At 70.8% G+C, this 23,999-nt stretch carries 23 protein-coding genes; 14 read left to right on the top strand and 9 right to left on the bottom strand.

Translation table 11 applies throughout. From position 1 onward, the window contains the following. Positions 1-194 precede the first annotated feature (194 nt). From sufB to ACQXVK_RS08250, 5 genes are all read left to right on the top strand, one after another. Positions 195-1,613 carry a Fe-S cluster assembly protein SufB gene (gene sufB / locus ACQXVK_RS08270; protein ID WP_402263078.1) on the top strand — a complete coding sequence of 473 codons (1,419 nt, stop codon included), beginning with the start codon at positions 195-197 and terminating at the stop codon, positions 1,611-1,613. Beyond that, positions 1,614-2,882: a Fe-S cluster assembly protein SufD gene (gene sufD / locus ACQXVK_RS08265; protein ID WP_022906028.1), complete on the top strand. Its 1,269-nt coding sequence runs from the start codon at positions 1,614-1,616 to the stop codon at positions 2,880-2,882. It begins immediately after the preceding gene. Continuing rightward, the gene (locus tag ACQXVK_RS08260; protein ID WP_022906027.1) at positions 2,882-3,208 is read left to right on the top strand and encodes a non-heme iron oxygenase ferredoxin subunit; all 327 of its coding nucleotides are present in this window, start codon (positions 2,882-2,884) and stop codon (positions 3,206-3,208) included. Before sufD ends, ACQXVK_RS08260 begins: the two co-directional genes overlap by 1 nt. A gap of 81 nt (positions 3,209-3,289) precedes the next feature. After that, positions 3,290-4,063: a Fe-S cluster assembly ATPase SufC gene (sufC, locus tag ACQXVK_RS08255; protein ID WP_402263069.1), complete on the top strand. Its 774-nt coding sequence runs from the start codon at positions 3,290-3,292 to the stop codon at positions 4,061-4,063. Further along, positions 4,063-4,392, top strand: a complete 330-nt coding sequence (locus tag ACQXVK_RS08250) for a metal-sulfur cluster assembly factor (RefSeq protein ID WP_022906025.1) — start codon at positions 4,063-4,065, stop codon at positions 4,390-4,392. The genes sufC and ACQXVK_RS08250 overlap by 1 nt, the downstream gene beginning before the upstream one ends. A 302-nt stretch (positions 4,393-4,694) precedes the next feature. Here ACQXVK_RS08250 and ACQXVK_RS08245 read toward each other — a convergent pair whose 3' ends face one another. Next, the gene (locus tag ACQXVK_RS08245; RefSeq protein ID WP_402263066.1) at positions 4,695-5,294 is read right to left on the bottom strand and encodes a biotin transporter BioY; all 600 of its coding nucleotides are present in this window, start codon (positions 5,292-5,294) and stop codon (positions 4,695-4,697) included. 115 nt (positions 5,295-5,409) lie between these two features. Here ACQXVK_RS08245 and ACQXVK_RS08240 point away from each other — a divergent pair, with 115 nt between their 5' ends. Beyond that, entirely contained in the window at positions 5,410-7,008 is a 1,599-nt protein-coding gene (locus tag ACQXVK_RS08240) for an ABC-F family ATP-binding cassette domain-containing protein (RefSeq protein ID WP_031261586.1), read from the top strand. A gap of 988 nt (positions 7,009-7,996) precedes the next feature. Here ACQXVK_RS08240 and ACQXVK_RS08235 read toward each other — a convergent pair. From ACQXVK_RS08235 to ACQXVK_RS08225, 3 genes are read right to left on the bottom strand one after another with little or no spacing between them, the layout of a single operon-like run. Continuing rightward, positions 7,997-8,977, bottom strand: a complete 981-nt coding sequence (locus ACQXVK_RS08235) for an SURF1 family cytochrome oxidase biogenesis protein (protein WP_430853252.1) — start codon at positions 8,975-8,977, stop codon at positions 7,997-7,999. Next, positions 8,974-9,282 carry a hypothetical protein gene (locus ACQXVK_RS08230; RefSeq protein ID WP_022905875.1) on the bottom strand — a complete coding sequence of 103 codons (309 nt, stop codon included), beginning with the start codon at positions 9,280-9,282 and terminating at the stop codon, positions 8,974-8,976. Before ACQXVK_RS08230 ends, ACQXVK_RS08235 begins: the two co-directional genes overlap by 4 nt. Further along, positions 9,282-9,701 carry a DUF3099 domain-containing protein gene (locus tag ACQXVK_RS08225; RefSeq protein WP_022905876.1) on the bottom strand — a complete coding sequence of 140 codons (420 nt, stop codon included), beginning with the start codon at positions 9,699-9,701 and terminating at the stop codon, positions 9,282-9,284. Before ACQXVK_RS08225 ends, ACQXVK_RS08230 begins: the two co-directional genes overlap by 1 nt. Positions 9,702-9,866: 165 nt before the next feature. Between ACQXVK_RS08225 and fabG the strand changes: the two genes are divergently transcribed. Then, positions 9,867-10,580: a 3-oxoacyl-ACP reductase FabG gene (fabG, locus tag ACQXVK_RS08220; protein WP_022905877.1), complete on the top strand. Its 714-nt coding sequence runs from the start codon at positions 9,867-9,869 to the stop codon at positions 10,578-10,580. Between the two features lie 68 nt (positions 10,581-10,648). Here the strand turns inward: fabG and ACQXVK_RS08215 are convergent, their stop codons facing one another. Then, a complete protein-coding gene (locus ACQXVK_RS08215; protein ID WP_430853251.1) occupies positions 10,649-11,407 on the bottom strand; it encodes a FadR/GntR family transcriptional regulator in 759 nt (252 codons plus the stop codon). A gap of 57 nt (positions 11,408-11,464) precedes the next feature. Between ACQXVK_RS08215 and ACQXVK_RS08210 the strand changes: the two genes are divergently transcribed. The 3 genes from ACQXVK_RS08210 (at position 11,465) to ACQXVK_RS08200 (ending at position 14,861) form a co-directional block, all read left to right on the top strand. Then, entirely contained in the window at positions 11,465-12,376 is a 912-nt protein-coding gene (locus ACQXVK_RS08210) for a proline iminopeptidase-family hydrolase (RefSeq protein WP_402263055.1), read from the top strand. 137 nt (positions 12,377-12,513) lie between these two features. Next, positions 12,514-13,926, top strand: a complete 1,413-nt coding sequence (locus tag ACQXVK_RS08205; RefSeq protein ID WP_430853250.1) for an APC family permease — start codon at positions 12,514-12,516, stop codon at positions 13,924-13,926. Continuing rightward, positions 13,923-14,861: an acetamidase/formamidase family protein gene (locus ACQXVK_RS08200; RefSeq protein WP_430853249.1), complete on the top strand. Its 939-nt coding sequence runs from the start codon at positions 13,923-13,925 to the stop codon at positions 14,859-14,861. The genes ACQXVK_RS08205 and ACQXVK_RS08200 overlap by 4 nt, the downstream gene beginning before the upstream one ends. Before the next feature lie 183 nt (positions 14,862-15,044). Here the strand turns inward: ACQXVK_RS08200 and serB are convergent, their stop codons facing one another. Continuing rightward, positions 15,045-15,683: a phosphoserine phosphatase SerB gene (gene serB / locus ACQXVK_RS08195; protein ID WP_430853248.1), complete on the bottom strand. Its 639-nt coding sequence runs from the start codon at positions 15,681-15,683 to the stop codon at positions 15,045-15,047. A gap of 108 nt (positions 15,684-15,791) precedes the next feature. After that, complete coding sequence (locus ACQXVK_RS08190) at positions 15,792-17,033, bottom strand: glucose-1-phosphate adenylyltransferase (RefSeq protein ID WP_022905884.1); 1,242 nt, start codon at positions 17,031-17,033, stop codon at positions 15,792-15,794. Between the two features lie 47 nt (positions 17,034-17,080). On the opposite strand from ACQXVK_RS08190, the gene glgA reads away from it, so the two are divergent. The 3 genes from glgA to ACQXVK_RS08175 all read left to right on the top strand — a co-directional run bounded on the left by glgA (position 17,081) and on the right by ACQXVK_RS08175 (position 19,462). Further along, positions 17,081-18,280: a glycogen synthase gene (gene glgA, locus ACQXVK_RS08185; RefSeq protein ID WP_022905885.1), complete on the top strand. Its 1,200-nt coding sequence runs from the start codon at positions 17,081-17,083 to the stop codon at positions 18,278-18,280. A gap of 9 nt (positions 18,281-18,289) precedes the next feature. Then, a complete protein-coding gene (locus ACQXVK_RS08180) occupies positions 18,290-19,072 on the top strand; it encodes an ABC transporter ATP-binding protein (RefSeq protein ID WP_022905886.1) in 783 nt (260 codons plus the stop codon). Between the two features lie 141 nt (positions 19,073-19,213). Continuing rightward, positions 19,214-19,462 (top strand): type B 50S ribosomal protein L31, encoded by a 249-nt coding sequence (locus ACQXVK_RS08175; protein ID WP_022905887.1) that lies wholly within the window; start codon positions 19,214-19,216, stop codon positions 19,460-19,462. Between the two features lie 601 nt (positions 19,463-20,063). Here ACQXVK_RS08175 and ACQXVK_RS08170 read toward each other — a convergent pair. Further along, positions 20,064-20,810 (bottom strand): 3'-5' exonuclease, encoded by a 747-nt coding sequence (locus tag ACQXVK_RS08170; protein WP_402263036.1) that lies wholly within the window; start codon positions 20,808-20,810, stop codon positions 20,064-20,066. Between the two features lie 242 nt (positions 20,811-21,052). Next, positions 21,053-22,768, bottom strand: a complete 1,716-nt coding sequence (gene treS, locus ACQXVK_RS08165) for a maltose alpha-D-glucosyltransferase (RefSeq protein WP_031261495.1) — start codon at positions 22,766-22,768, stop codon at positions 21,053-21,055. A 257-nt stretch (positions 22,769-23,025) separates the two neighbouring features. On the opposite strand from treS, the gene ACQXVK_RS08160 reads away from it, so the two are divergent. Further along, the gene (locus ACQXVK_RS08160; protein ID WP_430853247.1) at positions 23,026-23,997 is read left to right on the top strand and encodes an alpha/beta fold hydrolase; all 972 of its coding nucleotides are present in this window, start codon (positions 23,026-23,028) and stop codon (positions 23,995-23,997) included. Positions 23,998-23,999 lie beyond the last annotated feature (2 nt).

The raw sequence follows: 23,999 nt of genomic DNA, 5'->3' as shown, positions 1-23,999 counted from the left end.
AGCAGCAGTCAAGTCTAGGCAGGCGCCGGCTCCGAAAGGTCCGAGATCGCCGCTCACGTCCAGGACTGCGTGGAACCATCGACGTTGCGAGGGAGCAACACCGTGGCCGCCTGTCGGCGGTCTGCGGTGGAATGGCGTCCAGACGCCACGGGTTGACACCCAGAACGCTGCCGCGAGAAGGAAACGAGGAGACCATGTCCGACGTGCTCATCGACCGTCCCGAGCTCGAAGGGCTCGGCCAATACGAGTTCGGCTGGTCCGACTCCGACTCGGCCGGCGCCTCCGCGCGCCGCGGCATCTCCGAGGAGGTCGTGACCGACATCTCGAACCTCAAGGGCGAGCCCGAGTGGATGCTCAAGAACCGCCTCAAGGGCCTGCAGCTGTTCGGTCGCAAGCCGATGCCGACGTGGGGTGCCGACCTGACCGGCATCGACTTCGACAACATCAAGTACTTCGTGCGCTCGACCGAGAAGCAGGCGCAGTCGTGGGAGGACCTCCCCGAGGACATCCGCGCCACCTACGAGAAGCTCGGCATCCCCGAGGCCGAGCGCCAGCGCCTCGTCGCCGGCGTCGCCGCGCAGTACGAGTCCGAGGTCGTCTACCACCAGATCCGTGAAGACCTCGAGCAGCAGGGTGTCATCTTCATGGACACCGACACCGCGCTCCGCGAGCACCCCGAGATCTTCGAGGAGTACTTCGGTACCGTGATCCCGGCCGGCGACAACAAGTTCGCCGCGCTGAACACGGCCGTGTGGTCGGGCGGCTCGTTCGTCTACGTCCCGAAGGGCGTGCACGTCGAGATCCCGCTGCAGGCGTACTTCCGCATCAACACCGAGAACATGGGGCAGTTCGAGCGGACGCTGATCATCGCGGACGAGGACTCCTACGTCCACTACATCGAGGGCTGCACGGCGCCGATCTACAAGTCGGACTCCCTGCACTCGGCCGTCGTCGAGATCATCGTGAAGAAGAACGCCCGCGTGCGCTACACGACGATCCAGAACTGGTCGAACAACGTCTACAACCTCGTGACCAAGCGTGCGATCGCGCACGAGGGCGCCACGATGGAGTGGATCGACGGCAACATCGGCTCCAAGGTGACGATGAAGTACCCGTCGATCTACCTCGCGGGCGAGCACGCCAAGGGCGAGACCCTGTCGGTGGCCTTCGCCGGTCCCGGTCAGCACCAGGACGCCGGCGCGAAGATGATCCACATGGCGCCGTACACGACGTCCTCGATCGTGTCGAAGTCGATCGCCCGCGGCGGCGGTCGTGCCGGGTACCGCGGCGAGGTCCGGGTCGACCCGAACGCGCACCACGCGGCGAACACCGTCCGGTGCGACGCGCTGCTCGTCGACACGATCAGCCGGTCGGACACCTACCCGGCGATCGACATCCGCGTCGACGACGTCCAGCTCGGCCACGAGGCCACCGTCTCCCGCGTGAGCGAGGAGCAGCTGTTCTACCTCATGTCGCGCGGCATGCCCGAGGACGAGGCGATGGCGATGATCGTCCGCGGCTTCATCGAGCCGATCGCCCGCGAGCTCCCGATGGAGTACGCACTCGAACTCAACAAGCTCATCGAGATGAGCATGGAAGGATCCGTCGGCTAGATGTCCAGCACCACCCCTCCCCACATCGACCAGCCGATCGAGCCGTCCGCGGCCGCCCAGGCACCGGCCCAGCACGGCGCCGGCGCGCACACCGACGGCGGCTGGGACGCCCCGGACGCCAAGGTTCCCGTCCAGACCCGTTCGGAGCGCCCGCAGTCCGGCGACATCGACGCGTTCCCGACCGTCACCGGGCGTGAGGTGAACTGGAAGTTCGCACCCCTCGCGAAGCTCCAGCCGCTGCTCGACGGCGGGCTCGACGGCTCCGCGTACCCGTTCCTCGCCCGCCAGTCCGACGGTGCCGACGTCGAGTGGGTCCGCAGCGACGACCCGCGCGTCGGCACGGCCGGCCTGCCCGAGGACCGCGCCGCGGCCGCAGCCTGGACCGCGCGCGACGCCGTGCTCGCCGTCACGGTCACGGCGACCGAGGCGCACGAGTTCATCACGATCACCCGCTCGGACTTCGGCACGCAGCCCCGCGCGGCGCACACGGTCATCACGGCCGAGGCGCACGCACAGGGCATCGTCGTGCTCGACAACCGCGGTTCGGCGCTCCTCAGCGAGAACGTCGAGATCGTCGCCCGCGACGGCGCGCGCCTGACCGTCGTCACCCTGCAGGACTGGGACGACGACGCCGTGCACGTGTCGACCCACTTCGCCGAGGTCGGCCGTGACGCCTTCCTCAAGCACGTCGTGGTGTCGCTCGGCGGTGCGGTCGTCCGCGTGAACCCGTCGACGCACCTCGGGGCGCAGGGCGCCGACACCGAGATGTACGGCGTGTACTTCGCCGACGCCGGCCAGTACATCGAGCAGCAGGTCTACGTGAACCACGACGCGCCGAACACGCGCGGTCGGGTCAACTACAAGGGCGCGCTGCAGGGCCAGGGCGCCCACACGGTGTGGATCGGCGACGTGCTCATCGGCCGTGCCGGTGACGGCACGGACTCGTACGAGCAGAACCGCAACCTCGTCCTCACCGACGGAACGCGCGCGGACAGCATCCCGAACCTCGAGATCGAGACGGGCAACATCGAGGGTGCCGGCCACGCGAGCGCGACCGGCCGCTTCGACGACGAGCAGCTGTTCTACCTGCAGTCCCGCGGGATCCCCGAGGAAGAGGCGCGTCGTCTCGTCGTGCTCGGCTTCCTCGTCGAGGTCATCCAGAAGATCGGCGCGCCCGAGCTCGAGGAACGCCTCATCGCCGCCGTCGAGCAGGAGCTCGCCGAGGGCCGCTCGGTCATCGCCGACGCGGCACCGGAGGCGTCCGCCTGATGTCGACGAAGGTCTGCTCCGAGGCGGACATCCAGGTGGACAGCCCGATGCGTGCCGTGGTCGACGGCACCGCGGTCGCCATCGTGAAGGACTCCGCCGGCACCGTGCACGCGATCGGCGACACCTGCACGCACGGGGACATCTCCCTGGCCGAGGGGTTCGTCGAGGGCGACACGCTCGAGTGCTGGGCCCACGGGTCCCGGTTCTCGCTGGCCACCGGCAAGCCGCAGAACTTCCCCGCCTACGAGCCCGTCCCGGTCTTCCGGGTCGAGGTCCGCGACGGCGACGTCTACGTCGACGTGCACGACCCCGTCCCGGTCGACTGAGCCCCTCCCGTCCCGGCCGACCCCGGCCCCACACACGTCCCGCGGCTGACGCCGCGCACCAGCTGCAACCGAAGGAACGCAATGTCCACTCTCGAAATCCGTGACCTCCAGGTCTCGATCGACACCGATCAGGGCACCAAGGAGATCCTGAAGGGCGTCGACCTCACCATCAACGAGGGCGAGATCCACGCGATCATGGGGCCGAACGGCTCCGGCAAGTCCACCCTCGCCTACACGATCGCTGGCCACCCGCGGTACAACGTCGTCGGCGGCTCCATCACGCTCGACGGCGAGGACGTCCTCGCGATGAGCGTCGACGAGCGTGCCCGCGCCGGCATGTTCCTCGCGATGCAGTACCCGGTCGAGATCCCGGGCGTCACGGTGTCGAACTTCCTCCGCACCGCGAAGACCGCGATCGACGGCGAGGCCCCCGCGCTCCGCAGCTGGGTCAAGGACCTCCGCCAGTCGATGGCCGACCTCAAGATGGACTCGGCCTTCGCCGAGCGCAACGTCAACGAGGGCTTCTCCGGTGGCGAGAAGAAGCGCCACGAGATCATGCAGCTCGAGCTCCTCAAGCCGAAGTTCGCCGTCCTCGACGAGACCGACTCCGGGCTCGACGTCGACGCGCTGAAGATCGTGTCCGAGGGCGTCAACCGCGCCAAGGCCGCGACCGGCCTCGGTGTGCTGCTCATCACGCACTACACGCGCATCCTCCGCTACATCAAGCCGGACTTCGTGCACGTGTTCGTCGCGGGCAAGGTCGCCGAGCAGGGTGGCCCGGAGCTCGCCGAGCGCCTCGAGAACGAGGGCTACGACCGCTACGTGCAGGCCGCGGCCGCCGAGGCGCAGGCCTGATGATCACCGCACTCGCACCGGAGAAGTTCGACGAGGTCGTCGAGGGCCTGAAGGAGGTCCAGGACCCGGAACTCGGCGTGAACATCGTCGACCTCGGGCTCATCTACGACCTCGCCTGGGACGACGAGGCGACCGCGCTCGTCATCAGCATGACGCTGACGAGTGCGGGCTGCCCGCTGACGGACGTCATCGAGGGCGACACGGCGAACGCGCTGGACGGCATCGTCGACGCGTTCCGGATCAACTGGGTCTGGATGCCGCCGTGGGGTCCGGAGCGGATCACCGACGACGGGCGCGAGATGATGCGCGCGCTCGGGTTCTCGATCTAGTCGCGACCCCCTGACGGACGGGAGGCGCGGTGCCGGCTGGCACCGCGCCTCCCGTCCGTCTGTGGCCGGGTCCCGGGCGCGCCCCGAGCGGGCGAAGTACGTCACGCTCGGCGCAGTCGAGCGGCCGGTTCCGCCCGCTCGGCGGGCGACGCGCGGCGTGTCCTGCCCGCTCGGCGGGCGGCGGACGGCATGGCCCGCCGGTCCGCGCGGGCGGCCGACGGCGTGTCCTGCCCGCTCGCACGCGCCCCGCGGACGTCGAAGGGCCCCACACCGGACGGTGCGGGGCCCTTCGAGCAGCGGATTCAGCGGCGGCCGACCAGCTTCCACGCCAGCGGCAGGACGCCGGCGGCGATGAGGGCCTTGGCGATGCCGCCGACGATGAACGGGTACAGGCCGGCGGCGAGCACCGACTGCAGGTCGTTCGGCGCGCCGAGCTGACCCAGGACGACGGCGAGCCAGGGCAGGCCCGTCACGAACGGGATCGCGCTCGCGAGGGTGAAGGCGACCGCTGCACGGCCGACCTTGCGGTCCCACTGGTGCTCGGCGAGGCGTCCGACGACGGCCGCGGCGATGACGAAGCCGATGACGTAGCCGAAGCTCGGCGTCGCGAGGGCCGCGAGACCGCCGGTGTGCTCGGCGAAGATCGGTGCGCCGGCGAGTCCCGCCACCGCGTACAGCAGCAGCGAGAGGAAGCCGCGGCGCGCGCCGAGGGTCGCCCCGACGAGCACGACGGCCAGGGTCTGGCCCGTGATCGGCACCGGCCACATGGGCACCTGGAGCTGCGCCATGCCGGCGGTGAACAGGGCGCCTCCGGCGATCAGGGCGACATCGGTGGCCAGGCCGTGGGTGCGCAGACGGTCGGCGAGGACTGCGCGGCGAGCGAACCCGGTGGCGTTCGTCATGGATTCTCCTAGAATGGACTGCTGGTCCCGTTCGGGACCATCGGTCCCGTCAGCGTAGCGGTGCACCTCCCGCACACACCGTTGTGCACATCCACCAACTGATTGGACGTCTGCTGTGCTTGCCGTGCACGACCTCGAGATCCGCGTCGGGGCTCGCCTCCTGATGGAGAACGTGTCCTTCCGCGTCGAGAAGGGGGACAAGATCGGCCTCGTCGGCCGGAACGGCGCGGGGAAGACCACCATGACCAAGGCCCTGGCGGGGGAGACCCAGCCCACCGGGGGCAAGATCGACCGCTCCGGCGAGATCGGCTACCTGCCGCAGGACCCCCGCTCCGGCAACCCGGAGGACACCGCCCGCAAGCGCATCCTCGACGCCCGCGGGCTCGGCGAGCTCGTCGAGGGCATCCGCCAGGCCACGCTCGACATGGCCAGCACGGACACCGCCGTCGCCGAGAAGGCGATGCGTCGGTACAGCCGGCTCGACGACCAGTTCAACGCGCTCGGTGGCTACGCGGCCGAGGCCGAGGCGGCCTCCATCGCCTCCAACCTGAAGCTGCCGGACCGCATCCTCGACCAGCAGCTCAAGACGCTGTCGGGCGGTCAGCGTCGCCGCATCGAGCTCGCCCGGATCCTGTTCTCGGACGCCGAGACGATGATCCTCGACGAGCCGACGAACCACCTCGACGCCGACTCGATCATCTGGCTGCGCGAGCACCTGAAGACCTACCCCGGCGGCGTCATCGTCATCTCCCACGACGTCGAGCTCGTCGACGAGGTCGTCAACCGCGTCTTCTACCTCGATGCCAACCGCCAGTCGATCGACGTCTACAACATGGGGTGGAAGCTGTACCAGCGGCAGCGTGCCGCCGACGAGGAACGCCGCCGCAAGGAGCGCGCGAACGCCGAGAAGAAGGCCGCGACCCTCAAGGACCAGGCCGCCCGCTTCGGTGCGAAGGCCACGAAGGCCGCCGCGGCGCACCAGATGGTCGCGCGTGCCGAGAAGCTCCTGGCCGGACTCGAGGACGAGCGCGCCGTGGACCGCGTCGCGAAGCTGCGGTTCCCCACGCCGACCCCGTGCGGCCGCACCCCGCTGATGGCCGAGGGGCTGTCGAAGTCCTACGGCTCGCTCGAGATCTTCGCGGGCGTGGACCTCGCCATCGACCGGGGCTCGCGCGTCGTCATCCTCGGCTTCAACGGTGCCGGCAAGACGACGCTGCTGCGGATCCTCGCGGGCGCCGACCAGCCCGACACCGGCGAGATCCTCCCCGGGCACGGTCTCCGGATCGGCTACTACGCCCAGGAACACGAGAACATCGACGTCAACCGCACCGTCATCGAGAACATGGTGTCGGCGTCGAACGACCTCAACGAGACCGAGGCGCGGCGGGTGCTCGGCTCGTTCCTGTTCACCGGCGACGACGGCTACAAGAAGGCCGGCGTCCTCTCCGGCGGCGAGAAGACACGGTTGTCGCTCGCGATGATCGTCGTCTCGGGCGCGAACGTGCTGCTGCTCGACGAGCCGACGAACAACCTCGACCCGGCGTCCCGCGAGGAGATCCTCGGCGCCCTCGCCGGCTACGAGGGTGCCGTGGTGCTCGTGTCGCACGACGCCGGCGCGGTCGAGGCGCTCAACCCGGAGCGCGTCCTGCTGCTGCCGGACGGCACCGAGGACCACTGGAACAAGGACTACGCGGAGCTCATCGAGCTCGCGTAGGGGGCGCGCGCGGTGCAGGCGCATGCGCGCCCGAGCACGGTGCGGCGTTTGCCACCTGGTGCGGCGTCGACCGCTCGGTGCGAGGTTGTAGCGCGGCACGGTGCGCGGAAGCTCGCACGGAGCGACGGAGCGCGCACGGTGCGGTCTGGAGGCGCGGGGCGGGCTGGCGCCGCGCCTCCCGTCCGCATGGTGCGGCGCTTCTCGCGAGCTGGGGCCCTCCTCGCACGGTGCGGGTTCCGCCGTGTGGTGCGGCGGTGGCCGCTGGGTGCGCGCTTTCAGCGCGGCACGGTGCGGGGAAGCGCGCACGGGGTGACGGACCGCGTACGGTGCGGGCAAGCGCGCACGGGGTGACGGACCGCGCACGGTGCGGCCCGGAGGCGCGGGGTGGGCTTGGACCGCGCCTCCCGTCCGCCGGGTGCGGCGCTTCTCGCGAGCTGCGGCAGTCTTCGCAAGGTGCGGGTTCCGCCGTGTGGTGCGGCGGTGGCCGCTGGATGCGCGCTTTCAGCGCAGCACGGTGCGGGCAAGCTCGCACGGGGTGACGGACCGCGCACGGTGCGGTCTGGAGGCGCGGGGCGGGCTGGCACCGCGCCTCCGGGCCGCTGGATGCGGCGCTTCTTGTGCTGCAACCGTCGTCGCGGTGCGGGATTCGCCGTTTGGTGCGGCGTCGACCGCTGGGTGCGAGGTAGTAGCGCGGCACGGTGCGGGCAAGCTCGCACGGGGTGACGGAGTGCGCACGATGCGGTCGGGAGGCGCGGGGCGGGCGGGCACCGCGCCTCCGGGCCGCCGGATGTGGCGCTTCTTGCGCTGCAGCCGTCGGCGCACGGTGCGGGACTCGCCGTCTGGTGTGGCGTCGACCGCTGGGTGCGCGCTTTCAGCGCGGCACGGTGCGGGCAAGCGCGCACGGGGTGACGGAACGCGCACGGTGCGACGACGCGGCCCCGGCGAGCAGCCGAGACGCGGCGCGCAACGCGCACCGCCCGCCGGGGCGTCAGCGGCCGGCGTTGAGCAGCTCGTCCTCGATCTGGGCGTCCGACTTCGGCTTCGCGTCCTTGCGGCGCTGCCGCTCGAGGGCGCGCTCGCGCTCCTCGGGGTCGTCCTGGTTGAGGTTCCGGAACTCCTGCACCATCAGGTAGGCGAGAAACCCGAACCCTCCCGCGGCGAACATGAACCACTGGATGAAGTAGCTGAGGTGCAGGCCGGTGTCGGCGGTCGGGCGCTCCCAGCCGAGCGGGCGCGCCTCGGTCGGGGCGGGGGACTCGGAGGCGAGCTGCCCGTACGCGCCCGTGTAGATCGGCGTGTCGACCTTCTTGTCGACGTCCGACAGCGTCACCGACTGCACCTGGTCGGTGTGCGCCGGGTCGGTGCGGCCGGGGATGCGTGGCTCGCTCTGCTGCAGGCGGACGATCGCGGTCACCTCGCCGGACGGGGGAGCGGGGACGTGGTCGGGGGCGTCCTGCGCGTTGCCGGTGGGGACCCAGCCACGGTCGACGATGAAGGCCCGGCCGTCGGCGGTGACCAGGGGCGTGAGGACCTCGAAGCCGGGCTGCCCGTTGTGCACGCGGTTCCGGACGAGGAGCTGGTCGGCGGTGTCGTAGCGGCCGGTCACGCTGACCCTGAGCCAGGTCTTCGCGTCGTCCCAGCTGGACGCCGTCGGGAGGGCTTCGTCGAGGGGCACCGGGGTGTGCTCGTAGTTCTGCGCGACCTGCTCGTTCTGGCGCACGGCCTCGTTCCGGCGGTCCCACTGCCACATGCCGAACAGTGTGCACACGATCGCGAACGCCACGGCGATGGCGAAGTAGCCGAGCCATCGTCTGCTGCGGACGAACCGCCAGCCGACGAACGGTTCGTCGGGGTCACGTTCGGCGAGGGCGCTCCCGCTGCCGCGTTCGGGCGAGGCTGCCGCGGCGCGCTCGAGCTTCTGCGCGTGCCGTCGGCCGTACCGGGAAGTCGGGTCGAACTGCTGGCTCACCGACGGTCACCGGCTGCGCGTGCACCGACGTCGTTCTTCGGGGCGTCGGCCGGATCGCGTTCGTCGTCGAGTCGGTCCACGTCCTCGTGCATGCCCGTGACCCGGACCGGGAAGGAACGGGACCGCAGGTAGTCGGCGAGGAAGTCCCGGTGCTCGTCACACGCCGCCCAGATCTTCACGCGGTCGATGGCGTGGATCCGGGGGTTGCGCCAGTTCACGCGCCAGGCGGCGGTGGACACGCAGCCGGCGCGCGAGCACACGGGGGTCGAGCCGGGTTCGGTGACGAGGTCGAACGTCGCCCCCATCAGCGCCGTCCCCAGACACGGGAACGGTCGCCGCTCCGCTGCCACTCGGCCTGCGCGTCCTGCGCCTGCTCGCGCAGTCGGTCCTGCTCGGCGCGGTACGCCTCGGCCCGGGCGTCCTCCTGCTGTTCGCGGAGTCGGGGGTCCACGGCGTCGTACAGCTGGATCGCACCAGCCGGCGTCACGATGTCGCTCTCGGCGCGGCTGCCGGCGTTCGCGATGATGACGGCGACCCACGGGATCACACCGGCGAGCACGATCGGGATGACCGCGAGCCACGTGTGCCAGATCGACCAGACGACGACCGCTCCGATGAAGAAGACCACCCGGAGGGCCATCTGCCAGACGTACCGGGACAGGCGATGTGCACGGTCCTGCTCCGGAGAGTCCGGGAGGGTGGTGATGCTGTGCGTCGTCTTCATCCGATGTTCTTTCCTCTGCCCGAGAGCAAGCCTAACTCCGTGGGGGCCGAACCGGTTCCGCCGCGCGCGGACACGGTGCGCGTATCGGCTCCGGTACGCTCTTCCGGGCGTGTCCGACCCGGTCCGGGTCCGGCGCGCCGTGCACCCACACCGAACGGAGCGACCATGAGCACCCCCCGTACCGTCCTCGTCACCGGCGGCAACCGCGGCATCGGCCACGCCCTCGCCGAGCGCTTCGTCGCAGCCGGCCACCGTGTCGCCGTCACCTCCCGGAGCGGGCAGGGCGGACCGGAGGGGGCACTCACGGTCCAGGCGGACATCACGGACACCGCGAGCGTCGACGCCGCCTTCTCGCAGGTCGAGGCCGAGCTCGGTCCGATCGAGGTCCTCGTCGCCAACGCCGGCATCACGAACGACCAGCTGCTGCTCCGCATGTCGGAGGAGGACTTCACGAGCGTGATCGACACGAACCTGACGGGCACGTTCCGGGTGGTCAAGCGCGCCACGAAGGGCATGATGAAGGCCAAGTTCGGCCGCATCGTGCTCATGTCCAGCGTGGTCGGCGCCTACGGCCAGGTCGGGCAGGTCAACTACGCGTCCTCGAAGGCCGCCCTCGTCGGCATGGCCCGGTCGATCACGCGTGAGCTCGGCTCCCGTGGCATCACCGCGAACGTCGTCGCTCCCGGGTTCATCCAGACCGACATGACCGCGGCGCTGCCGGACGAGCTCGTCGCCGAGTTCAAGAAGCAGATCCCGGCGTCGCGGTACGGCACGGTGGACGACGTCGCCGACGCCACGCTGTTCCTCGCGGGCGACGGTGCCGGCTACATCTCGGGAGCGGTCATCCCCGTCGACGGCGGCCTCGGGATGGGCCACTAGGCCCCCGGCGGCCGACCCCCGGTCGGCCGACCCCAGTCGGGCGACCGCCGAGCACCCAGCTCCGCCGGTCAGGCGCGCGGCACCTGGCCGGCACGCAGCATCGCCCGTTCCAGGAGCTCGAGGTCGATCCCCACGTGCCGCCGTGCGAGCTGCCCGGCGGTGACGGGGTCCCCGCCGCAGACCGCGTCGACGATCGCCTCGTGCTCGTGGAGCGCCCGGTCCTCCATCGCGGCCATCCCGTCGGCGACACCCCAGAGGTGCGCGGGCGCCGCGATCGACACCTGGCCCTCGAGGTCGGCGAGCACCGCCGCGAGCACGTCGTTGCCCGCCGCGTCGATGATCGTCCGGTGCAGCACCGCATCGGCCTGCTGCTTGGCGAGCCCGGACGACGCGGCCCGGAAGTCCTCGAGGCGCTCCCGGACCCGTGCCGCGTGTTCGGTGTCGATCCGTTCGGCGGCCGCGGTCGCGAGGGCGCCGTGCAGCAGGGCGATCGCGTCCGCGGTGGCGCGGATGGCGTCCCACCGTGCCAGGAGGGTGCGTCCGACCGCGTCGGAGGAGGAGTCCGGCCACTGGGTCCTGACGAAGGTCCCGCCACCGCGCCCGCGCCGGGTCTCCAGCAGTCCGCGGTCGACGAGTCGAGCCAGCGCGGCGCGCACCGTGACGCGCCCGACCCCGAGCAGGATCGCGAGTTCTCGCTCGGGTGGGAGCCGTGACGCCGGGAGGTACTCGCCGACCGCGACGGCCGTGACCAGCCGGTCCTCGACCTCGTCGACCCGGCTCTCGGTCGTCCGTTCCGCCACCGGGTTCCCCTCGTTCGTTTCGTCCACGTTAAAGGACCAGAAAAGGTCTTGCACGGGACCTTTGCGCGGTCCATGCTGTGCGACATGTCCCGCATCACCGAAGGCACGATGCCGTTCCAGGACGGGCACACCTGGTACCGCGTCACCGAACCCGATCACCCCACGCCGGGTGCGCTGCCCCTCGTCGTCCTGCACGGCGGCCCGGGCATGGCACACGACTACCTCCGGAACCTCGCCGCCCTCGCAGACGAGACCGGGCGCACGATCGTGCACCACGACCAGTTCGGCTGCGGTCGGAGCACCCACCGCCCGGACGCACCGGTCTCCACCTGGGTACCGCAGCTCTTCGTCGACGAGTACTCCGCCCTCGTCGAGCACCTCGGACTCGGTGCCCACCACCTGCTCGGGCAGTCGTGGGGCGGGATGCTCGGCGCCGAGATCGCGGTCCGGCGCCCGGCGCACCTGCGGAGCCTCGCGATCTGCAACTCGCCGGCGTCGATGCAGCTCTGGGTGGAGGGCGCCGCCGAACTCCGCGCCCAGCTCCCCGCAGACGTGCAGGACGCGCTGACGCGCCACGAGGCCGACGGCTCCGTGGACGACCCGGAGTACCTCGCCGCCACGCAGGTCTTCTACCAGCGCCACGTCTGCCGCACCGTGCCGATGCCGCAGGACTTCGTCGACTCCGAGGCCCAGATGGAGGCCGAGCCGACCGTCTACCACACCATGAACGGTCCGAACGAGTTCCACGTGATCGGCACCATGCGCGACTGGACGATCATCGATCGGCTCGACGCCGTGACCGTCCCCACGCTCGTGGTCGCCGGCGAGCACGACGAGGCGACCCCGGCCACCTGGCAGCCCTTCGTCGAGCGCATCGCCGACGTCGAGCAGCACGTCTTCCCGGGGGCGAGCCACTGCTCGCACCTGGAGCAGCCCGAGGAGTTCCGCCGCGTGGTCGCGGCGTTCCTCGCCGGGCACGACGACCCCGTCGACTGAGCGCGTGGCCGGCCCCACCGGGCCGGCCACAGGGACCAGCCGGCGGTCCGCCGGACGGGAGGCGCGGCTCACCCCCGCACCGCGCCTCCCGTCCGTCCTTCCCCCCTCCACGCACCGTCTCCCCGAACGGAACCACCATGTCGCAGCAGCACAGCGAGCTCTCCGCACAGCAGCAGCTCGAGGCCTACGGCTACAAGCAGGAGCTGAAGCGCTCCGTGTCCACCACCGACCTGCTCGTCTACGGGCTGGTCTTCATGGTGCCGATCGCTCCGTGGGCGATCTTCGGCACCGTCTACAACTCGTCCCGCGGCATGGTGCCGCTCGTCTACATCGTCGGCCTCGTCGCGATGATCTTCACGGCACTCGCCTACGCCCAGATGGCGAAGTCGATCCCGCTCGCCGGGAGCGTCTTCTCGTACGTCGGCCGCGGCATCCACCCCACCGCCGGCTTCTTCGCCGGGTGGGCGATCCTGCTCGACTACCTGCTCGTCCCGACGCTCCTCTACGTGTTCGCGGCGGAGAGCATGGTCGGCATCTTCCCCGGGACGCCCCGGTGGCTCTGGGCCCTGCTGTTCGTCGCGATCAACACCGTCATCAACCTGCTCGGTGTCTCGTCGTTGAAGATCGCGAACCGCCTGTTCCTCCTCGTCGAGCTCGTGTTCGTCGTGATCTTCGTCGTCATCGCGGTCGTGGCCCTCACCGGCGGGACCGTGCCGGGCGCCGCGTTCTCGACCGACCAGGTGTGGGACCCGGCGAAGGTCTCTGCTCCGCTCATCGCCGGCGCGCTGTCCATCGCGGTGCTCAGCTTCCTCGGGTTCGACGGCATCTCGACGCTCTCGGAGGAGTCCACCGGGCGCCGAGGCGGAGCGGGCACGGCAATGATCCTCGCGCTGGTCATCGTCGCGTTCCTGTTCGTCGTGCAGACCTGGCTCGCATCGGCCCTCGCCGCCGGACGGGACTCCTTCTCGGACTCCGAGGTGGGCAACGCGTTCTTCACCGTCGTCGAACAGGCATCGTCGAGCGGGTGGGCCACGGCCTTCTTCGCGGTGAACGTGCTCGCGGTCGGGATCGCCAACGCGATGGCCGCGCAGGCGGCGACGAGCCGACTGCTGTTCTCGATGAGCCGCGATCGGCAGCTGCCGGCGTTCCTGCGCCGGCTGAACCGCCGCCAGGTCCCGTCCGCCGCGATCATCGTCGTGTCGGTGCTCTCCGCGATCCTCGTGCTGTTCTTCGTCGGCCAGATCGACACGATCTCGTCGCTCGTGAACTTCGGGGCGCTCTTCGGGTTCATGCTGCTGCACGTCTCGGTGTTCGTGCACTACGTCGTCAAGGGACGGTCCCGGAACTGGCTGCTCCACCTCGTGGTCCCGCTGGTGGGGTTCCTCATCATCGGCTACGTGCTGCTGAACGCCGCGGTCGAGGCGAAGGTCGGTGGGATCGTGTGGCTCGTCGTCGGCGCCGTCGTCTTCCTCTACTACCGACGGACCGGGCGGTCCACGGCGGTCGGATCCGAGGAGCCGCAGGCGCCGCAGGAGGCCGAGGCGCGATGACCCCCGACCACTTCCTGCCCAACACCCTCGGTCGGCCGGGCTTCTCGGCGGACCGCGAGCCGGTGCTCACCGTCCGACCGGGCACCGGCGAGACGATCGGGTTCGAGACGACCGACGCCGTCTACGCCGAGCTCGACCAGCACCACGATCTCGGGCGACTGCGGGCACCGATCAACCCGGTGACCGGCCCGGTGTTCGTCGAGGGCGCCGAGCCCGGCGACACCCTGGCCGTGACGATCCACGACATCGAGCTCACGACGCACGGGTGGTCGGTCTCCCTGCCTGGCTCCGGCGCACTGCAGCACGTCATGCCCGAGGGGGTGTTCGCCCGCCGGTGTCCCATCGAGGGCGGCGTGGTGCACGTCACCGATCGGCACGCGTTCCCGGTGCGGCCGATGATCGGCTGCATCGGCGTGGCGCCGGCGTCGGGGGAGCACTCGACGATCATGCCCGCCCACCCCGAGGGCGGGAACATGGACGTCACCGAGGCGCGCCCCGGCTCGACCGTGTACCTGCCCGTCCGGGTGCCCGGTGCGCTGCTGTCGATCGGTGACGTGCACGCGCTGATGGCCGAGGGGGAGTCGTCCTTCGTCGCGATCGAGGCCCAGGGGACGGCGATCGTGTCGGTCGACCTCGTGCGCGGCGGCCCCGAGCTCCGCGCGCCGCGCATCGAGACAGCCGACGAGTGGCTCTTCGTCGGCCTGGGCGACCCCGTGCAGGAGAGTGTCCGACGCGGCTACGAGGACGCGTTCGCGTTCCTGGTCGGCACGCACGGATTCACCGCGGAGGACGCCTACGCGGTGCTCAGTGCGGTGGGCGACTCGAAGCTCGGCGGTCCGACGGGCTCCGGCGACCCGGATCCGCTGCACCCGTTCGCCGCAGTCGGGGCGGTCACGCTCCACCGGGTGCCGAAGGCGGTGCTGCCGGGCAGCTGACCTGAGCCGAGCCGCCGGTGCGGCCTCGGGATGGGCAGCTGACCCGGTCGGGTCGCGCCGACGTCACGCGCTGCGCGACACCTCACGCCACCGGTCGGCCGTGAGGTGTCGCTGAGCCCGTGACGTCCGCGCGGCAGCGGAGCGAGTCAGCCGCGCGCGTCAGCCGCGCGGCGGCGGAGCGCGTCAGCCGCGCAGGCCGAGCGTCGCCAGCACGCTCGACAGGTCGCGGTCGACGACGGCCACGTCGGCCTGCTCGCGCACGAGCGGCTTCGCGTCGAAGGCCACCGACAGCCCGGCGACCCGCATCATCTCGAGGTCGTTCGCACCGTCGCCCACCGCGACGGTGCGGACGATCGGCACGGCGTCGGCGCCGGCCCACTCCCGGAGCGCCACGGCCTTCGCGTGCGCGTCCACGACGTCGCCGAGCACGAGCCCGGTGAGGACGCCGTCCACCACCTCGAGCCGGTTGGCTCGGCAGTGGTCGAGCCCGAGCCGCTCGGCGAACGGGTCGAGCACCTCGTGGAAGCCACCCGAGACGACGCCGACGGTGCCGCCTGCGGCGTGCACGCCACGGACGAGTTCGTCGGCGCCCCGCGTCACGCGGACCGCCTGCTGTGCGCCCCGGAAGACGTCGTCCTGGAGGCCCGCCAGGGTGGCGACACGCTCCCGGAGGCTCTCGGTGAAGTCGATCTCGCCGCGCATGGCACGCTCCGTGATCGCCTGGACCTGTGGTCGGGTCCCGGCGGTGTCCGCCAGGAGTTCGATGACCTCGTCCTCGAGGAGCGTGGAATCGGCATCGAGGACGACGAGGAAGCGGGGCACGGACCAACGGTACCGACTCAGGAGGCGCGGCCCGCGTCGATGACGTCAGCCGCGCCTCCTGGACCGCTGGTCGCTGGTCGCTGGTCGCTGGTCGCTCCGAGCGCGACGCTACGCGTCGACGCGGACGCCCTTGCCCACGACCGTGATGCCGGACTCGGTGACGGTGAAGCCGCGTGCCTCGTCGACCTCACGGTCGACACCGACCTGGGCGCCTGGTGCGATCACCACGTCCTTGTCGAGGATCGCCCGGTTCACGACGGCGCCCGCGCCGATCGACGCGCGTTCGAAGACGATCGAGTCGAGGACCTTCGCACCGGAGTCGATGCCGCACCACGGACCGATCATGCTGCGCTCGACCTGCGCGCCGGAGACCAGGCAGCCGAGCGAGACGAGCGAGTCGACGGTGGACCCGGTGTTGCCGTTCGCGTCGCGGACGAACTTCGCCGGGGGCAGGTTCGTCTGCTGGTTGAAGATCGGCCAGTCCTGGTTGTACAGGTTGAACACCGGGACGGGCGCGATGAGGTCCATGTGCGCGTCGTAGAACGAGTCGATCGTCCCCACGTCGCGCCAGTAGTACCGGTCGCGCTCGTTCGACCCGGGGACGTCGTTGCGCTTGAGGTCGTAGACGCCGGCGTCGCCGCGGGCCACGAAGTCCGGCACGATGTCGCCGCCCATGTCGTGGTTCGAGGTCTCGATCTGCCCGTCGCGGAGGACCGCGTCGACGAGGGCGTCGGCGTCGAAGACGTAGTTGCCCATCGACGCGAGGATCTCGCCGGGGGAGTCCGCGAGGCCGACGGCGTCCTTCGGCTTCTCGAGGAAGGCCTCGATCTTGGTCGGGTCGTCGTCGGCGACCTGGATGACGCCGAACTGGTCGGCGAGGCCGATCGGCTGGCGGATCGCGGCGACGGTGGCGCTGCGGCCGGAGGCGATGTGCGCCTCGACCATCTGGTGGAAGTCCATCCGGTAGACGTGGTCGGCGCCGACCACGACGACGATGTCGGGGCGCTCGTCACGGAGGAGGTTGAGGGACTGCAGGATCGCGTCGGCCGACCCGGCGAACCACCGCTTGCCGAGTCGCTGCTGCGCCGGGACCGAGGCGACGTAGGAGCCGAGCAGCCCCTCCATGCGCCAGGTCTCGGCGACGTGACGGTCGAGGCTGTGGGACTTGTACTGCGTCAGGACGACGATCTTCTGCAGGCCGGAGTTCACCAAGTTCGACAGCGCGAAGTCGATGAGCCGGAAGTTGCCGCCGAACGGGACTGCTGGTTTCGCACGGTCCGCCGTGAGCGGCATGAGGCGTTTGCCCTCTCCGCCGGCGAGGACGATGCCGAAGACCTTCTTTGGTGCCATACCGCTCACAGTATGCGTCCGGACCGGTGAACGGTTACGTTGAACCCGTGCGAGTCGATCTGTTGACCAGGGAATACCCACCAGAGGTGTACGGCGGGGCGGGCGTCCACGTCGCCGAGCTCACCGCAGCGCTGCGGTCGGGCACCGACACCGAGGTGCGTGTCCGAGCCTTCGGGGCCCACCGTGAGGAGGCGGGCGTGTCGTCCTACGGCACCCCCGACACGCTCGGGCAGGCGAACGGCGCACTCCAGGCGCTCGGGACCGACGTTGCCATCGCGGCGGACGTCGAGGGCGCCGACCTCGTGCACTCGCACACCTGGTACGCGAACGCGGCCGGCCGGATCGCGCAGCTGACCTACGGCATCCCGCACGTCGTCACGGCGCACAGCCTCGAGCCGCTGCGCCCCTGGAAGGCCGAACAGCTCGGCGGCGGCTACCGGCTCTCGAGCTGGATGGAGCGCGAGGCGTTCGAGCAGGCCGACGGCGTGATCGCCGTGTCCAAGGCCATGCGTGCCGACATCCTCCGGTCGTACCCGTCGATCGACCCGTCGAAGGTGCACGTCGTCTACAACGGCATCGACATCGACGAGTGGAAGCCGACCGTCGACGAGGACGCCGTGCGCGCACTCGGGATCGACCCGACGCGCCGCTCGGTCGTGTTCGTCGGACGGATCACCCGGCAGAAGGGCCTGCCCTACCTGCTCCGCGCGGTCGCGACGCTGCCGGAGGACGTGCAGATCGTCCTCTGTGCCGGCGCGCCGGACACGCCGGAGATCATGGCCGAGGTGACCGGGCTCGTCGAGTCGCTGCGGTCCACACGGCAGGGTGTCGTCTGGATCGACCGGATGCTCGCCCACCAGGAGATCGTCAACGTGCTGTCGTCCGGCACCGTCTTCGTGTGCCCCTCGATCTACGAGCCGCTCGGGATCGTCAACCTCGAGGCGATGGCGTGCGGGATCCCCGTCGTCGGCACCGGTACCGGCGGCATCCCCGAGGTCGTCGCCGACGGGCTGACCGGACGCATCGTGCCGATCGACCAGGCGCAAGATGGCACCGGCACCCCGACGGACCCGGACCGGTACGTGGCGGACCTCGCCGCGACCCTCGACGAGGTGCTCGCCGACGAGGGGCTCGCGAAGCTCATGGGCCGCGCCGGACGGCTCCGCGTCGAGACCGAGTTCACCTGGGACGCGATCGCCCGTCGGACACGCCAGGTCTACGACGAGGTGCTCGGGCAGAACCCCTAGGCTGGTCGCATGCCCTCGGTCGTGCGCTTGTCAGACGTCTCCGTGGTCCGCAACGGGGCCACCATCCTCGACGGGATCTCGTGGGAGGTGCAGGACGACGAACGCTGGGTCGTGCTCGGTGCCAACGGCGCCGGCAAGACCACGCTGCTGCAGGTCGCCGGTGCCCAGACGTTCCCGACCTCGGGTGACGTCGAGGTGCTCGGCACCGAGCTGGGCGGTGCCGACCTGTTCGAGCTCCGACCGCGCATCGGCTTCGCGTCGACCGCGCTCGCCCGTCGCATCCCGGTGACCGAGAAGGTCATCGACGTCGTGCTCACCGCGGCGTACTCGGTCACGGGTCGCTGGAACGAGGAGTACGAGGAGCTCGACGTCCGCCGTGCCCAGCGCGTGCTCGACGAGTGGGGCCTGGGTGCGTTCACCGACCGGACCTTCGGCGAGCTCAGCGACGGCGAGCAGAAGCGGGTCCAGATCGCCCGCGCCGTGATGACCGACCCGGAGATCCTGTTCCTCGACGAGCCGGCGGCGTCGCTCGACCTCGGCGCACGCGAGAGCCTCGTCCGGACCCTCGGCGGCTACGCCCAGAGCGAGGACTCGCCGGCGATCGTCATCGTCACCCACCACGTCGAGGAGATCCCGGCCGGGTTCACCCACGCGCTGGTGCTCGCCGACGGCCACGTGCAGGCTGCCGGACCCATCGACGACGTCCTGACCGCCGAGACCCTGACCGAGGCGTTCGGCATCGAGCTCACGGTCTCGAAGGACGCCGGGCGGTACACGGCACGCGCCGCCTGATCGTCCGCGTGTCCGTCCTGCGCCTGCTGCACTCCGGGCCGCCGATCTGGTAACGTAGACGGCTGGCGCAAGCCGCAGACTTCCGGCGTCGTGCTCGTACGAGTGCCGCGCACATCCCACCACCGCAACCGAGGAATCTCCATGAAGACCGACATCCACCCCGAGTACCGCGCCATCGTCTTCCGTGACCTGGCTTCCGGTGAGACGTTCCTGACGCGTTCGACCGCGAACAGCGACAAGACCATCGAGCTCGACGGTGCGACCTACCCGGTCATCGACGTCGAGATCTCGTCCGCGTCGCACCCGTTCTACACGGGCAAGCAGCGCATCCTCGACTCGGCCGGCCGCGTCGAGAAGTTCAACCAGCGCTTCAAGGGCTTCGGCAAGTAATCAGTCGTCCACGACGCTCGAACGGGCGGTCCTCCTGCGGGAGGGCCGCCCGTTCCGTCGTTGTCGGGTGCGTGGGTGGCAGGTCGGGTGGAGCGGCCGGTGGTTCGGGCGTCCGGTGCTGGCGGTGCGGCCGGGGTGTGGCATGTTGGGCGGACGGTGCGCGTTGCAGCCGAGTGGTGCGAGGCGTGGCCGCGGCGACGGTTCGAACCACGGAACCGACGTCGAACCAGGCGAACGGCGTGGTTCGACGTCGGAAGCGTGGTTCGACGTCGCGTCACGCTCGGCCGGGCCGCGCGGGCGGCGCGGGCGGCGCGGGCGGCGCGGTGCGGCCGGCCCGGGCGGACCGAGTGGTGCGGCCGACAGAGCGCAGGGGTGGCCGACGGTCGCGGATTGCCGGCGCACAACGCAAGTGCGTTCACGCCGCGGCATGGCGCGGCTCGGGCGGACTTCGGTTGTGCGGCCGTGCGGGAGCGGCACGGGCGTCGGCGCGGGCGGCGCGGGCGGGCCAGCCGGCGCGCCCGTCGAACCACGGATCCGACGTGGAACCAGGCGAGCGGCGTGGTTCGACGTCGGATTCGTGGTTCGGAGCCCGGCGGGCGCCTCAGCCCGCGTTGCGGTGGGGCCAGCGGCCGTCGGCGGTGAACGACGGGTCGCGCTGCTTCCGCATGTACTCCTGGAACGAGGAGGCCTGGTCGGCGCACCAGCCGACCTGCTTGCGGTGCAGTTCCTCGGCTGAGACGCCGAGCTCCTCGGGGTACTTCGCCGCGATGGCCTGCGCGACACGCCCGGCAGCGATGGCATCGGCGCCGGCGTCGTGGGCATCGGACAGGGTGACGCCGTAGAGCTCGGACGCGGCCTCGAGCGTGCGCTTGCCCTTGCGGTAGGTGTCCAGCGCCTTGTCGATCACGAGCGGGTCGACGACGTTCCCGATGACGGGGGAAGCGATTCCGTGCCGCTTGGCCTCGCGGTCGAGGACGGTGAGGTCGTACGGGGCGTTGTAGATGACCAGGGGGATGCCGCGGGCGAACACGGCCTCGACCGCGGCGATGATCTCTGCGACGACCTCGGCAGCAGGACGGCCGTCGGCGCGGGCGCGCTCGGTCGTGATGCCGTGCACGGCGGCGGCGCCCTCGGGGATCTCCACACCGGGGTCGGCGAGCCAGGCACCCTCGACGATGGAGCGTCCGGTCATGTCGATCAGGCCGACGTGGGCTGTGACGATCCGGGCGGTCTCGACGTCGACGCCGGTGGTCTCGAGGTCGAACACGCCGAGCGCGTGCCACCACGGGCGACCCGAGAGGTCCTGGGTCGGAGCGGGGGAGTCGAGCTGCGCTGTGGGGAACGTCACGCGGTCAGGCTAACCGGACGCACCGACACGCCGAGACGCGACCCGCCCACCGGTGCCGACCCGCGCCTCCCGAACCGCCAGACCGGACCGCCGCCCGACCGAACCGCCGCCCGACCGGACCGTCGCCCGACCGGACCGCCGCGCGACCGAGCCGCGCGACCAGGGGGCGGCGCGACCGAGCCGCGCAGCCGCGCGGGGGCGCGGCAGCCCTACCGGGGCCGACCCGCGCCTCCTGGACGCCCCTACCCGACCGGCGCACCCACGTGCAGCCAGTAGAACGACTGCGTCCCCATGGTCAGCGTCACCTCGCCCGACTCGTCGAACGACGGGAACGACCCGCCGCCGAACAGGTCGTACAGCGGCCGCCCCGCGTACTCGGGCGCCGAGATCGTGACGGACGTCGGGTTGGTGGCGAAGGAGAAGACGCACAGGACGTCCTCGGCGGAGGGCCCGAACTGGTGGCCGGAGCCGGAGCCCTCCCACGACCGGACGAACGCGAGCACCGAGTCGTTCGAGGTGTCCTGCACGGCCAGGGTGCCGAGGCCGAACACGGGGTGCGCCTTCCGGACGTGGATGACGTTCCGGACCCAGTGCAGGAGCGAGCGGGACTGGGCGAGCTGCGCCTCGACGTTGACCTGTGCGTAGTTGTAGACGAGCGACTGGACGACCGGCAGGTAGAGCTTGCCGGGGTCGGCGGTCGAGAACCCGGCGTTGCGGTCCGGCGTCCACTGCATCGGCGTGCGCGAGGAGTCGCGGTCCGGGAGCCAGATGTTGTCGCCCATCCCGATCTCGTCGCCGTAGTACAGGAACGGCGACCCCGGGAGCGAGAACAGCAGCGCGTGGATGAGTTCGAGCTCGGCGCGGGAGTTGTCCAGCAGGGGAGCGAGGCGGCGACGGATGCCGATGTTCGACCGCATGCGCGGGTCGTAGCCGTACCAGCCGTACATGGCCTGCCGGTACTCCTCGCTGACCATCTCGAGCGTGAGTTCGTCGTGGTTGCGGAGGAACACGCCCCAGGCGGCGGAGGACGGCACGTCGAGCGTCTCGGACAGGATCGCCTTGAGCTCGGCCGCGTGCTGCGCGCGGAGCGAGTAGAAGATGCGCGGCATCACCGGGAAGTCGAACGCCATGTGGCACTCGGGCTCCTCGTCGGTGCCGAAGAACGCGGCGGTCTCGCGCGGCCACTGGTTCGCCTCGGCGAGCAGGACGCGCCCGGGGTACTCGTCGTCCACCATCGCGCGGAGCTTCTTGATGAACTCGTGCGTCTCCGGTTCGCCCTCGCCGTTGCCGTCCTCGGACTCGAACAGGTAGGGGATGGCGTCGAGCCGCAGCCCGTCGACGCCCAGGTCGAGCCAGTGCCGGACGACGTCGTACACGGCCTCGACGACGGCGGGGTTCTCGAAGTTGAGGTCCGGCTGGTGCGAGAAGAACCGGTGGAAGAAGAACTGGCGGCGCACCGGGTCGAACGTCCAGTTCGACTCCTCGGTGTCCACGAAGATGATCCGGATGTTCTCGTACTCGGTGTCCGTGTCCCGCCAGACGTAGAAGTCGCCGTAGGGGCCGTCCGGGTCCTCGCGTGACTGCTGGAACCACTCGTGCTGGTCGCTCGTGTGGTTGATCACCATGTCGATGACGATGCGCATGTTGCGTTCGTGCGACTTGGTGACGAGTTCGCGGAAGTCGTCGAGGGTACCGAACTCCGGCAGGATCGCCTTGTAGTCGGCGATGTCGTAGCCGCCGTCGCGCATCGGCGACTGGAAGAACGGCGGGAGCCACAGTGCGTCGACGCCGAGCCACTGCAGGTAGTCGAGCTTGCCGATCACCCCCTGGATGTCGCCGATGCCGTCACCGTTCGAGTCGACGAAGGAACGGATCATGCACTCGTAGAACACCGAGCGCTTGTACCACTGCGGGTCCAGTGTCAGGCCTGGGAGCTGGATCGGGGCGGTGAACGTCACCGTGGACACGCTAGGCCGCGGCGCATGGAGTTGTCCGGAGATCGCAGCGACCCGGCAGGCCGGGTGGGTCCGGAAGGGCCTGGAGGCGCGGCTCGTCTTCCACAGGCGCGTCACGTTCGCGGGTGGTCCGGTCCTCCACAGGCGGGTCGCGTTCGCGGGTGGTCCGGTCCTCCACAGCGGGGTCGCCTCTGCGAGTTGTCCACGATTCCGGGTGGGGCAGCCCGGGCGCACCGGCTCGCGTTCGTAGACTGGCCCGGATGCAACCGCCCGTGCTCTCCCCGTACCAGTCGCTGATGGCCGCCACCCCGGTCGTCCACCGTTCCGTGCAGGTCGACGGCCGCACCACGCACTACTGGGAGTACGGGCCGTCCGACGCCGACGAGACCGTCCTCGCGGTGCACGGCTTCCGCGGGGACCACCATGGCCTCGAGACGATCGCCGCGCACCTCGTCGGGGTGCGCGTGATCGTGCCGGACCTGCCGGGCTTCGGCATCTCGGACCCGCTGCCGGTCTCCGACATCGACTCCTACGTCGCGTGGTTGCATGGCTTCCACGCGGCACTCGGCCTCGGCCCCGACACCGTCGTGCTCGGGCACTCGTTCGGGTCGATCGTGGTCGCCGCGACGGTGGCCGCGGGGCTCGCGACGCGGTTGCTCGTGCTCGTGAACCCGATCGCCGCCCCGGCACTGCAGGGCCCGCGGGCGGTGGGCACGGCGATCGCGATCGGGTACTACCGCGCCGGTGCGGTGCTCCCGAAGCCGCTGGGCCTCGGGCTGCTCCGGAACCCGGCCATCGTCCGCGTGATGAGCCTGGCGATGGTGAAGTCGCACGACCGCGACCTCCGGCGGTGGGTCCACGACCAGCACGACCGGTACTTCTCGGCCTTCGCGAACCGGACGAGCGTGCTCGAGGCGTTCCGCACCTCGGTCACCCACGACGTCTCCGAGTACGCCGACCGCATCGGCGTGCCGGTGCTCATGATCGCGGCCGAACGCGACGACATCACCGCCGTGCCCGAGCAGCGCGCCCTGGCCGCCCGACTGCCCGACGCCGAACTCGTCGTCGTGCCGGACGTCGGGCACCTCGTGCACTACGAGACCCCGGGGGCCGCGGCGTCCGCGGTACTGCGGCGGATGGCGGACGCCCCGAAGCGGGGTCGCAAGGGCGGGCCGTCGGGCACGAAGCGTGCGCCGCGGTCGTCGGCCGCGTCGGACGGCGCGGCGTCGTGACC

It is taken from the genome of Curtobacterium sp. AB451 (assembly GCF_050585845.1).
GTDB lineage: Bacteria > Actinomycetota > Actinomycetes > Actinomycetales > Microbacteriaceae > Curtobacterium.
Note: the sequence above shows the minus strand (reverse complement) of the source record. Positions and strands in the feature narration are given on the sequence as shown.

What these genes read in the sequence shown, in the direction of transcription:
- ACQXVK_RS08230 (WP_022905875.1), bottom strand. Translation starts at nt 9,282, where the DNA reads ATGGGGGCGACGTTCGACCTCGTCACCGAACCCGGCTCGACCCCCGTG.
- ACQXVK_RS08190 (WP_022905884.1), bottom strand. Translation starts at nt 17,033, where the DNA reads ATGGCACCAAAGAAGGTCTTCGGCATCGTCCTCGCCGGCGGAGAGGGC.
- fabG (WP_022905877.1), top strand. Translation starts at nt 9,867, where the DNA reads ATGAGCACCCCCCGTACCGTCCTCGTCACCGGCGGCAACCGCGGCATC.
- sufC (WP_402263069.1), top strand. Translation starts at nt 3,290, where the DNA reads ATGTCCACTCTCGAAATCCGTGACCTCCAGGTCTCGATCGACACCGAT.
- ACQXVK_RS08245 (WP_402263066.1), bottom strand. Translation starts at nt 5,294, where the DNA reads ATGACGAACGCCACCGGGTTCGCTCGCCGCGCAGTCCTCGCCGACCGT.
- ACQXVK_RS08205 (WP_430853250.1), top strand. Translation starts at nt 12,514, where the DNA reads ATGTCGCAGCAGCACAGCGAGCTCTCCGCACAGCAGCAGCTCGAGGCC.
- sufD (WP_022906028.1), top strand. Translation starts at nt 1,614, where the DNA reads ATGTCCAGCACCACCCCTCCCCACATCGACCAGCCGATCGAGCCGTCC.
- ACQXVK_RS08210 (WP_402263055.1), top strand. Translation starts at nt 11,465, where the DNA reads ATGTCCCGCATCACCGAAGGCACGATGCCGTTCCAGGACGGGCACACC.
- ACQXVK_RS08250 (WP_022906025.1), top strand. Translation starts at nt 4,063, where the DNA reads ATGATCACCGCACTCGCACCGGAGAAGTTCGACGAGGTCGTCGAGGGC.
- ACQXVK_RS08175 (WP_022905887.1), top strand. Translation starts at nt 19,214, where the DNA reads ATGAAGACCGACATCCACCCCGAGTACCGCGCCATCGTCTTCCGTGAC.
- ACQXVK_RS08180 (WP_022905886.1), top strand. Translation starts at nt 18,290, where the DNA reads ATGCCCTCGGTCGTGCGCTTGTCAGACGTCTCCGTGGTCCGCAACGGG.
- ACQXVK_RS08260 (WP_022906027.1), top strand. Translation starts at nt 2,882, where the DNA reads ATGTCGACGAAGGTCTGCTCCGAGGCGGACATCCAGGTGGACAGCCCG.
- ACQXVK_RS08225 (WP_022905876.1), bottom strand. Translation starts at nt 9,701, where the DNA reads ATGAAGACGACGCACAGCATCACCACCCTCCCGGACTCTCCGGAGCAG.
- ACQXVK_RS08200 (WP_430853249.1), top strand. Translation starts at nt 13,923, where the DNA reads ATGACCCCCGACCACTTCCTGCCCAACACCCTCGGTCGGCCGGGCTTC.
- sufB (WP_402263078.1), top strand. Translation starts at nt 195, where the DNA reads ATGTCCGACGTGCTCATCGACCGTCCCGAGCTCGAAGGGCTCGGCCAA.
- ACQXVK_RS08160 (WP_430853247.1), top strand. Translation starts at nt 23,026, where the DNA reads ATGCAACCGCCCGTGCTCTCCCCGTACCAGTCGCTGATGGCCGCCACC.